General features: G+C 66.0%; 10 protein-coding genes. 6 read left to right on the top strand and 4 right to left on the bottom strand.

From position 1 onward, the window contains the following. Positions 1 to 8 precede the first annotated feature (8 nt). The 4 genes from OG874_RS21930 to OG874_RS44800 all read right to left on the bottom strand — a co-directional run bounded on the left by OG874_RS21930 (position 9) and on the right by OG874_RS44800 (position 4,743). Complete coding sequence (locus OG874_RS21930) at positions 9 to 1,574, bottom strand: hypothetical protein (RefSeq protein ID WP_330256985.1); 1,566 nt, start codon at positions 1,572 to 1,574, stop codon at positions 9 to 11. 17 nt (positions 1,575 to 1,591) lie between these two features. Then, entirely contained in the window at positions 1,592 to 2,968 is a 1,377-nt protein-coding gene (locus OG874_RS21925) for a hypothetical protein (RefSeq protein ID WP_330256984.1), read from the bottom strand. A 105-nt stretch (positions 2,969 to 3,073) separates the two neighbouring features. Next, positions 3,074 to 3,883 carry a hypothetical protein gene (locus OG874_RS21920; protein WP_330256983.1) on the bottom strand — a complete coding sequence of 270 codons (810 nt, stop codon included), beginning with the start codon at positions 3,881 to 3,883 and terminating at the stop codon, positions 3,074 to 3,076. Positions 3,884 to 4,506: 623 nt separating this feature from the next. Next, positions 4,507 to 4,743, bottom strand: a complete 237-nt coding sequence (locus OG874_RS44800) for a biotin carboxylase N-terminal domain-containing protein (protein WP_442943373.1) — start codon at positions 4,741 to 4,743, stop codon at positions 4,507 to 4,509. Positions 4,744 to 5,089: 346 nt separating this feature from the next. Between OG874_RS44800 and OG874_RS21915 the strand changes: the two genes are divergently transcribed. The 6 genes from OG874_RS21915 to OG874_RS21890 are packed head-to-tail and all read left to right on the top strand — an operon-like array spanning position 5,090 to position 9,996. Continuing rightward, positions 5,090 to 5,479: a TcmI family type II polyketide cyclase gene (locus tag OG874_RS21915; RefSeq protein WP_330256982.1), complete on the top strand. Its 390-nt coding sequence runs from the start codon at positions 5,090 to 5,092 to the stop codon at positions 5,477 to 5,479. Beyond that, a complete protein-coding gene (locus OG874_RS21910; RefSeq protein ID WP_330256981.1) occupies positions 5,480 to 5,737 on the top strand; it encodes an acyl carrier protein in 258 nt (85 codons plus the stop codon). Beyond that, a complete protein-coding gene (locus tag OG874_RS21905; RefSeq protein WP_330256980.1) occupies positions 5,737 to 6,660 on the top strand; it encodes a cupin domain-containing protein in 924 nt (307 codons plus the stop codon). The genes OG874_RS21910 and OG874_RS21905 overlap by 1 nt, the downstream gene beginning before the upstream one ends. Beyond that, on the top strand, positions 6,657 to 7,919 hold the full coding sequence (locus tag OG874_RS21900; RefSeq protein WP_330256979.1) for a beta-ketoacyl-[acyl-carrier-protein] synthase family protein: 1,263 nt from the start codon (positions 6,657 to 6,659) through the stop codon (positions 7,917 to 7,919). Before OG874_RS21905 ends, OG874_RS21900 begins: the two co-directional genes overlap by 4 nt. Next, positions 7,916 to 9,166, top strand: coding sequence for a beta-ketoacyl synthase N-terminal-like domain-containing protein (locus OG874_RS21895; protein ID WP_330256978.1), 1,251 nt, complete (start codon positions 7,916 to 7,918; stop codon positions 9,164 to 9,166). Before OG874_RS21900 ends, OG874_RS21895 begins: the two co-directional genes overlap by 4 nt. Beyond that, a complete protein-coding gene (locus OG874_RS21890) occupies positions 9,163 to 9,996 on the top strand; it encodes an SDR family NAD(P)-dependent oxidoreductase (protein WP_330256977.1) in 834 nt (277 codons plus the stop codon). The genes OG874_RS21895 and OG874_RS21890 overlap by 4 nt, the downstream gene beginning before the upstream one ends. Positions 9,997 to 9,998: the final 2 nt, after the last annotated feature.

The following is a 9,998-nucleotide window of genomic DNA, read 5'->3' as shown; positions in this document are numbered from 1 at the left end:
CGAACTGCCTACCGGGCCCGAGAGGCCGCGGCGACCAGCACCGGATGCAGTATTTTCGCCTGGATGCCCGCTTCATTACCGTGCAGCACTACCTCGGCGAACGCGGCGCCGAGGGCCCGGCTCACGTCGAATTCGCCTGGGGTCGTGGTATTCCCGGTCAACTCGCCACGCCAGCGCTGGTAACCGTGCACCACCTCGGCGAGGGTGCGGTGTCGTCCCGGCTCCCGACGCAGGTACTCCGTGAGCAGGACGCGCTGTGCCTGCCTGCGCGCGAGACCACCACCCGCGACATCGAGCGCCCGGCCGAATTCACCTAACGTGGCCACGTAGATACCCAGTCCGGCATCGGTTTCCGCGGTAACTTCCCTCGGCTCCTGCGCGGTCCGTTGGTCGAGCGTGATCGAGCGAGTCGTGCCCTGGGAGTCATCTGGTTCGGAACTCCACCGCACCATGCTCGATTCGTCGCCGAGTTCCGCCACCGCGACGACATCCAGGCCGATCACCGGGTAGTCGGTGAGCACCCGATCGACCGCGGCCACGAACTCCCGCACCGCGGCCACCCGCAGGCCGGGTGTATCGAATCCGGCCACCTGCACACCATGGTGCTCGGCCAACGTCCGCGCCAGCCACCGCACCATGGGATCGGAATCTGGTCGCCCGTCGGAATCGCGCCGATCACGCCCGCGCCGCGGTTCATCGGCGGGCTTGTTCGGTCGTGGAGGGGAACCGTACCGAGGGCTCGAGGGATTCGGCTCGGCACCCGCGGGCGCGCCGGGTGTCCGGGGCTGTTGCCCGGTCCACGGCGTGCCCGTCCGCCCCGCACCGGCCGCTGGCTTCGGTCCGGACGCCGTGCCCAGGAGTGGGGCCGCATTCCGCGCGGCAGCCGGGGGCAACACCTGGGCGGACGGCGGCGACACCCGGGAGGACGGTGCCGACACCGGGGATGACGAGGGTCGGCGACCGGAGTCACCGGCAGGATTGCCGGATTTGCCACTGCCTGCCTGATCCGACCCCCGGCCGGTTCGATCCGAAGAGTCCGGGCGCTGCGGACCGCCCTGCGGCGTGGAGCTTCCCGCGGCCGCATCCTGTGTCCGCGACCCGCCGTGGGTGGATCGTTCAGTGGGGTCAGCCCGGCCCGTGGAATACGCCGGGGCCCCCGCTGCCGGAATGGTCGCCGCGGGATCGGACGTCAGCGCGCCCAGAGGCGACGACGTACCCGCGCTGCCGTCCGGCTGGGGCGCGCTGTTCAGGTCCAGGTCGGCGGCAGTAGTGCCGACCTGGTTGGCACCGTAGCTGTCCTGCACTTCGAATTGGGTTGCGGCGTCCACTATTCCGGCGGCCGTGCCGTGCATGCTTTCCGCCATCGCCCGCAGATCGGCCAGCAACTGGTCGGCATGCGGCTTGAACTCCCTGGCGAACGCGACACCCATATCGTCGTCGCCCCAACTGCCTTCGGCGTGCACCAGGCAATCGCGCAGTCCCGCATAGGTTTGCCCCACGCGGTCGCCGAGTTCGGCCAGCCGCGCTCCCCGATTCCGCAGGTGGTCCGGATCCAACTGAAGTTCATCGTTCACGTCGCGATTCCCTCCGGTCAGGCTCGGCCGTTGCCGCGCAGCCGGAGCCGTCGCTCGAAATCGGTGATGAACACCGACAGCGGCACCGACGTGGTCGAGCGCTCCACCACGCCATCGTCGGCGACATAGAAAACCGCACGGTCCAAAGCCAATCCGCCGTCCGGCACCGGCGAACGGACCAGCCAGCCCACACTGATGCGATCGGCCCGCAGCGTCGACAGCGGGTATCCCGTGGTGTCGTAACCCCGTTGGCGGATGTGTTCCCGGACGAGGTCGAGCGCCTCCGCCGCGCCGATCCCACCGGCGTGGTACGCGACCAGGTCCGCGAGCACGAACTGGAACAGGGCGCCATCGATGTCGGCGTCACCACCGAAGACCTGCACGATCGCCTCACGAGTCACCGCGCCGGCCTGCGCCGCCGACACCAACAGCTCGGCCCCTTCCGCCGTACCGCCCCGGTCGTCCAGCAGGCTGCCGACGACATTCGCCACGGTGCCGACCGTCCACACCGCGGGCAGCGCCGGCGCGCATTCCGGTATCGGAGCCGACTCGCCCCGATGCCACTGCCCGGCCTCCCACCAGTAGCAGAACGACAGCAAACCGGTTGCCACCCGCGGGTTCAGCACCGGGTCGGCCACCCAATCGGGTGCTCCCGCAAACAATTCCGGCATTGCCGCACCCTCGTTGTAGGCGGCGTCCAGAACTGACGCATCCCACACCCCACCCGACAGCACTGCCCGGTCACCGGGCAGCAAAGTCAATGTCGAACCACTGTGTCCCGCGCTTTCGAAGACGCCCACCGACGGTCCGATCCGCGGCCCCCGCCGCAACTCAACCGCCACGAAGGCCGCCGCCAGCACCGCCCATCGGGCCCACATCACCGCCAGCACCGGCAGCTCGCCGTCCACGGCGACCGCTCGCACACCCGCACGCTGGTCCGCCCGCATCCCGTCCACGGCCGCCCGCGGCGACCGCGACCGGTGTTCACCGCGCCCGATGTACGCCGCCAACCACACCGGCAACCGATCCCGCGGATAGCGCTCCACATCGGCGAGATAAGCATCCGGGGTGAACAACTGCTCACCGGGGAACGGCTCCGCACCGTAATCGGCGACGGCCTCGACCCCTTCCGCATCGATCCGCACCAGCAACCGCCACCACGGCCCGCCCACCGACTCCGCCGAGAGCTGCCGGTGCCTGCGCACCACCGCCCACGCCGCATCCGGTACCGGGCATCGGGTACCTTCGTCGACCACCAGCAGCACCGATTCGGCGACCACGGTCATCGCGAACCACGCCTCCAACCGCTGCCACCCGGGCGGGGCGAGCCCGCGCAGCCCGTCCGCGATCCGATCGGCCAACGTCGCAAGATCCTCACCCTCGGAACTGGTCACCGCACCCTCCGACCCCGCGGTGTGGCTCCTCTCCACTGCCGGTCCTCTCACCACGACACGATGCAATCCGCCAAAATGTCAACAAGCGTGGTTTCACATTGCATTCTATTCACACCAGTTGATGGCCTGATTGGACCACGCCCGATCTGGCCTGTCAACGGACGTCAAGCGATGACGATTCGAAGGTATTCCAGTTGATGGGAAGGTGACCGGTGGACGAAACAGCCGTAACGTTGGCGTCGGGGGATCGGGCGTTGCCACGGCCGCGATCGAGCCGCTATTCGAAACAGCAAGTGCGTCAATCGATTCAGGAAGGTTCAGCGGCCGATGCCGCTCGGTGGTCGGGTCCGGTGCCGCTACGTCGTACGAGCGCAGGACCGCGGAACCATCCGAGTTGGCGACGACTGTGACGGCGTTTCGCTCCGAGTCGGCGTCCATCCAGGTAACAGGACCGTCGACAAGCGGGCCGGGGACCGGCCACTCGTTCACCATTGGACCTGCCGCACCGGTGAACGGCGCGATCAGGGTTTCACCTCGATCGGACGTACGGAAGTTGACGGCACCGGTGATTCCCGGCTGCGGAAGGCGCGCGTGACGCTGGCCGTTCGCGGTCAAGTAAATATCTACGTCCCGTTCGTTTGTCTGGCTGGCGGCCGCAATGTAGGTACCGGTCCTGTTGAACGAGACGGTTCTGGCGGCCCCGCCGAATCTGTTCTTCTCGCGCGGATTTGATCGGTCGGTGACATCCATCAGAACCACGCCCGCGCCGGTAGCGGCCGCCAGTGTGTCGCTCACCGAATTGAATGACGGATCGGATACCCACCAGGCATGGCCGAGATCGAGTTGGACATCGGTTGCCGACCCATTGCGGCGACTGAACAGCCGTACGGTCATCCCTGCCGATACGGCGAGCATGCCGCCGTCGGGGCTGTACGAAGTCTAGCCCGCGCCGATCACGGCAATTGAAACTGCCACGGCCCTATCAGCCGCGCGGGCGGATCGCCACAAATGCTGCCATGCCGCGGATGGAGATCGGCGGGCAACTCCGGCGCGGGCGAGCGCACCCGCCTCGTACTTCTCCCGTTTCCGGGACCAGGTCGGGCTGTCGGCGCCGTGGCAATCGGGCAGGTTGCGGGCCGGATCCGGCGGAGAGCAAGCGCTCCATCTCCGACCAGGACTGCGGTCTGGCGCGTCGCGCAGCGGTTCAGGCGGTGCCCTGCGCCCGCTCGGCCACGCCGACTCACTTGCCGCAGTGTGAATGTGCGGTTCAGTGCGCATCGCAACCCCTCGAGGCGAGCTGTAGCCCTGCCTATCTCATGTGCTCTGAACCCGGTCATGCGGCGGGTGGCCGTTGCCCTGGCTCCATGGAAGGAAGGAGATCATCACGGGCCCTGCCTTCCTGCCCGTCGCCGCCGGAATGTGCCCCAGCCGTGCTTCACGGTGGCGGGCGAGAGCATGGTGTCCGGCTCAACACCGAGGACGCCGACCGCGGCGCCGGCGCCGGCGCGCCCACCAGACGGTGTCGGTGTCGGCCTCGATCAGCGCGCTCGGGTTCGGCGTGGTCGAGGTACAGGTTGGTGGTGTCGTTGCGCCGCAGGGTGACCCTCTCGTCGGCTCGGCGGACGAACCGCGCGCCGCTCGGGGTCGGCGTGCAGGGCGATGGTGCGGATGCTGTGGTTGTGCTCGGCGTTGAACTCCCGGGCAGCCCGGATCAGGCGCACGGCCGTTTCGCTTCTATTGACTATTGCAATTCGCTTTATTATTTCTGTGCCCATCCTTGTGTTGGCGAATCGCGCGCAACTGCATTATTGTTAACATCATTTCGACGGTGTTTCACGATCGTTGCTACGAAAGTCGTCGAAATATTGTCCCACCGTCCGGTGCCACCTTGGTGTTATTTATCCCAACCCCGAGGTGCTGTACAGGCACATCAAGGGGTGTGGATTACCGCCCTGCTTCGCCAATAAAGTTCATGGCACGCCCCGATGCAGTCCGGCGTCGAGCCCATTTTCCCATGAATCTGGATAGGAGAAGCTCTATGTTAATTCAATGTTGTAGCAACTGCGCCGCAATGGCGCGTATGCCCGAGCAAGTCGTTTTCGGTAGGCGTGGGGTCGTGAAATGAATCGTTCGTTGATCGTCGCTCGAATACTTCCGCACGCTGCTGCCCGCGTTGGCGAGATCTTCGCCGAATCCGACGCGACAGATCTGCCGGAGATCGCGGGCGTCGCCCGGCGAGAACTCTACGTCCTGGGTGATCTCTATGTGCACTTGCTGGAGACTGCGGAACCCGGCGCGGCCGCAATCGGTACGGCCCAGCAGCATCCGGAGTTCGCGCGCGTGAGCTCCCGGCTGGGTGAATTCATTTCACCCTACCTCGCGACATGGAAATCCCCGGCGGATGCGCGCGCCCATATGTTCTACAGCTGGACACCGCAAACCGGTCCCACGCTGGAAATTCCGAACCGATCGGCGTCGGATGTCGACACAAAATGGAATGAGGAGAAGTAAGTGTCCGCAACATTCACCATCGAAACCCTCCGCGCGATCCTGGAAACGCATGTCGGGGTCGATATCAGCCCGCACGAGTTGCAGTCGGTAGACAGTTCGACAATGGCAGAACTCGGCGTAGATTCGCTTGCCGTCTTCGAGATCCAGAGTGTTGTGGAACGCGACTTCGACGTCAGGTTGCCCGCTCAGCTAATCAACATGACCGGTGCCGAATTGGTCCGGTACGTCGAGCGCACAGTGAACGTGGAGGTCGCGTGATGTCCGGACACACAGAAAACACGATCCACATCGATGCCCCCCTCGACGTGGTGTGGAACTCGACCAACGACGTGCGAAGCTGGCCGGAGCTGTTCTCCGAATACGCCGCCGTCGACGTTCTCGCACAGCACGGCGACACCGTCCGATTCCGGCTCACGATGCACCCGGACGAGGCGGGTCGAGTATGGAGCTGGGTCAGCGAGCGAACCGTTGATCCGATCAACCGAACCGTTCACGCACATCGCGTGGAGACCGGACCGTTCGAGTACATGCGCATCCGCTGGCACTATGCCGAGTCCGGAGCGGGCACCCGAATGACCTGGGTCCAGGACTTTCACATGCGACCGAATGCACCGCTCGACGACGCTGGCATGACCGACCGAATCAATACCAACAGCGTGATCCAGATGCAGCTCATCAAGGAAAAGGTCGAACGGCGCCACACCCTGGCACCCGACGCCCAAGCTACACCGCCGCATCACCTATCGAGCGAATCTGTCACCGTGCCGAGCATTCGACCCGGCCGCGTCGATGCTTCCGACCTTCCCGCTGACCGCCGCCGGGGAGGTGAAATCAGGACTGTGCTGAGCCCGAAAACCGTCGGCAGCACGTCCGGGTTCACCGGCGTTGCCACGTTGGAGGCGGGCGAGCGCATCGCCGAGCACTACCACCCGTATTCGGAGGAGTTTCTGTTCTGCGTACAGGGGGAACTCGCCGTCGACCTCGACGATGAGGAGTGGTCGGTGGCAGCGGGGCAGGGACTGTTCATCCCGATCGGTGTCCGGCACCGGTTGCGCAATGTCGGGACCGAGACCGCGAGCGTCGTCTTCCATCTCGGACCACTCGCCCCACGACCCGAACTCGGCCACGTGGACACCGAACCGTCGGAGCGTGCCCCCGTGACAGCGGAGAGAGCGCGATGACCCGAGTCGCCGTGACGGGGATCGGGGTCGTCGCTCCAGGCGGAATCGGACGCAGGTCGTTCTGGGACTGTTTGTCGTCCGGGCGAACAGCGACCCGTCGGATCAGTTCCTTTGATCCGACGGGGTTTCGCTCCCAGGTGGCGGCGGAATGTGATTTCGATCCGCAGGCATACGGGTTGTCGCCCAGGCAGGCGCGCCGCTGTGATCGGATGACCCAGTTCGCCCTCGTTGCCGCCCGCGAGGCGATGCAGGACAGCGGTCTGGAGTTGTCCGACGCCGCGCGTGACGTGTTCGGAGTGTCGCTGGGCTCGGCGGTCGGAGCGACCATCACCCTGGAGAACGAGTACGTCATCGCCAGTGACGGTGGCCGGGAATGGCTGGTCGACGAGGGCTCCACGCAGCCGCACATGTATCAGGCCCTCATCCCCAGCAGCATGGCCGCCGAGGTTTCGGCGTTGTTCGAGTTACACGGTCCGGCAGCGGTCATCTCGACGGGCTGCACATCCGGGATCGACTCGATCGGTTACGGACTGCACATGATCGAAGACGGTGACGCCGACTTCGTTCTTGCCGGCGCATCGGACGCGCCTATCTCACCGATCTCCGTCGCGGCGTTCGACGCGATCCGGGCGACCACCGATGACAACGACGATCCCGCGCACGCGTCCCGACCCTTCGATATGACGCGGGCCGGATTCGTGCTCGGGGAAGGTTCGGCGGTGCTGATGTTGGAGAAGCTCGAACATGCCCTGGATCGGGGTGCCCACATCTACTGCGAGATCGGCGGGTATGCCTCGCGCTGCAACGGCTACCACATGACCGGACTCCGCCCGGACGGGCTCGAGATGAGCATTGCCATCAGGGCCGCGATGGACCAAGCCCGGCTCGATCCCGACGCGATCGGATACATCAGCGCCCACGGCTCGGGCACGAAGCAAAATGACCGCCATGAAACGGCCGCCTTCAAGAAGGCGCTCGGTGCGGCCGCGTACGAGGTGCCGATCAGCTCGATCAAGTCGATGGTCGGGCATTCGCTCGGAGCGATCGGCTCTATCGAAATGGCGGCCTGCGCGTTGGCGATCGACACCGGCGTAATACCTCCGACCGCCAACTGGAGTAACCGAGACCCTGAGTGCGACCTGGACTATGTCCCGAACATCGCGCGCAACGCCACCGTCGATACGGCGTTGTCGGTCGGCAGTGGGTTCGGCGGTTTCCAGTCCGCGATGGTCTTCACCCGTCCGGAGGAATTGCGATGACCCGACGAGCGGTGATCACCGGGATAGGTGTTGTCGCCCCGAGCGGCACGTCGGCGAGCGAGCACTGGAAGACCGTCGTGGCGGGTGAGAACCGGATCGCACCGATCACCCACTTCGACGCCTCCGGGTATTCGACCACGCTGGCCGGAGAGGTCCGCGACTTCGTGCCGGAACAGCACATGGACCGCCGTCTGATCGTGCAGACCGACCGGTGGACGTGGATGTCGATGGCGGCGACAACGCAGGCCTTGGCGGATGCGCAGCTCGATCCGTCCAGCCTGGATCCGTACCGGATGTCGGTCGCGTTGGCGAGCTCGTCGGGCGGAAATCACTTCGGCCAGCGGGAGCTGCAGCGGCTGTGGTCAGGAGAGAAACGGACCGTCGGCACCTATCAATCGATCGCCTGGTTCTATGCGGCAAGCGTTGGGCAAACCTCGATTCTGCATCAGATGAAAGGTCCATCGAGCGTGCTCGTCGCCGAAGCAGCGGGCGGCCTGGACAGCCTCGGATACGCAGCTCGCGCTATCCGTCGCGGAACCGACGTCGTCCTGGCCGGCGGCACCGAGGCGCCACTGGGCCCCTACGCGCTTGCGTGCATGCAGCGCAGCGGATGGCTGAGCCGGCGGAAGGACCCCGCACGCGGATATCTCCCCTTCGATGCCGATGCCGCCGGATATGTCCCCGCCGAAGGCGGTGCCATCTTCGTTGTGGAAGAAGAGCAGCACGCACTGCGGCGCGGCGCACCGTACGTGTACGCGGAGGTCGCAGGGTATGCCGCCAACCACGACGGACGTACCTCCCAGCCCTGCGGCGACGTGACCGGCGAGCAGCCATCGAAATACCTTGCCGCTGCATTACGAGGAGCACTGCATCGTGCACAGACCTCGCCGGGGCAAACAGATGTCCTGTTCGCCGACTCAGCCGGCGTGCCAGCTGCCGACCGGGCCGAAGCCAACGCGATCCGCACCGTCTTCCCAGACGGGGTACCGGTCACCGGTCAGAAAGGACTGCTGGGCAGAGCCGCCCACGGCAGTTCCGCGCTCGACGTTGCAACCGCCGTGCTGGCAATGCGGGAGCAAACCCTGCCCGCGTTCGGGGCGTTGGTCAACCCGGCCCCGGGATGCGAACTCGATTTCATCGCTGCTCCACAACGAGCGGCCGTCCATGTCGCCGCCGTCGCCGCACGCGGATACGACGGCTTCAACAGTGCGTTGATTCTGCGCCGACCCCAAGGAGTCCGACAATGAACGACTACGAGAACACCCGCGCCAGCCGGCTCGGATGCGCTGCTGTGCGCCAGCACGAGCATCCGACAACCGACAACCCCCCAGCCGGGCAGCAGGCGCAGCTGAACCTGCGACTGACCGGCAAGACCGCGATCGTCACCGGCGGTACCCGCGGCATCGGCCTGGGCATCGTGCGCGCGTTGGCCGCGCAAGGCGCGCAAGTGACAGCGATCGGCAGCAAACCCAGCGCCGCCGCCGCCGACCTCGCACGCGAACTGGACAAGGCCACCGCGCCCGGCCGCGTGTGCTTCGCGAACGTCGCCGACCCCGCGGAAGTCGCCGCCATAGTCGAGACTGCCCCGGCCACCGTCGACATCGTCGTCAACAACGCAGGGGTCGTGTCGAATACGCCACTGCTGAAGATGGATCCGGCGGAATGGCACCGCGTCGTCGACACCAATTTGACCGGGATGTACCTGATGGTGCGCGCGCTGCTGCCTCGCCTCGGCACGTCCGCGTCGATCATCAACATCTCCTCCGCCGTCGCGAATGTCGGAATGCCCAACCGGACGCACTACACCGCGTCCAAAGCCGGCGTGCACGGCCTGACTCGCTCGCTGTGCAAGGAATTGGGGCCACAGGGCATCCGCGTCAACACCGTCGCCCCGGGAATCATCGAAACCGACCAGATCATCGGTCTGGCCGAAGCTCAGAAACAGCGCTACGCAGCGCTGGCGGCCCTCGGCCGTCTCGGCCGCCCTGGCGACGTCGCCGGCGCCGTGCTGTTCCTCGCCAGCGAACTCGCGCAGTTCGTCAACGGTATCTGTCTCAACGTCGACGGAGGAATCTGACG

Source organism: Nocardia sp. NBC_00565, from assembly GCF_036345915.1.
Classification (GTDB): Bacteria; Actinomycetota; Actinomycetes; order Mycobacteriales; family Mycobacteriaceae; genus Nocardia.
Note: the sequence above shows the minus strand (reverse complement) of the source record. Positions and strands in the feature narration are given on the sequence as shown.

Excerpts from the sequence above, each read along its gene's own strand:
- OG874_RS21890 (WP_330256977.1), top strand. The coding sequence starts at position 9,163 with ATGAACGACTACGAGAACACCCGCGCCAGCCGGCTCGGATGCGCTGCT.
- OG874_RS44800 (WP_442943373.1), bottom strand. The coding sequence starts at position 4,743 with ATGGGCACAGAAATAATAAAGCGAATTGCAATAGTCAATAGAAGCGAA.
- OG874_RS21915 (WP_330256982.1), top strand. The coding sequence starts at position 5,090 with ATGAATCGTTCGTTGATCGTCGCTCGAATACTTCCGCACGCTGCTGCC.
- OG874_RS21900 (WP_330256979.1), top strand. The coding sequence starts at position 6,657 with ATGACCCGAGTCGCCGTGACGGGGATCGGGGTCGTCGCTCCAGGCGGA.
- OG874_RS21905 (WP_330256980.1), top strand. The coding sequence starts at position 5,737 with ATGTCCGGACACACAGAAAACACGATCCACATCGATGCCCCCCTCGAC.
- OG874_RS21895 (WP_330256978.1), top strand. The coding sequence starts at position 7,916 with ATGACCCGACGAGCGGTGATCACCGGGATAGGTGTTGTCGCCCCGAGC.
- OG874_RS21920 (WP_330256983.1), bottom strand. The coding sequence starts at position 3,883 with ATGCTCGCCGTATCGGCAGGGATGACCGTACGGCTGTTCAGTCGCCGC.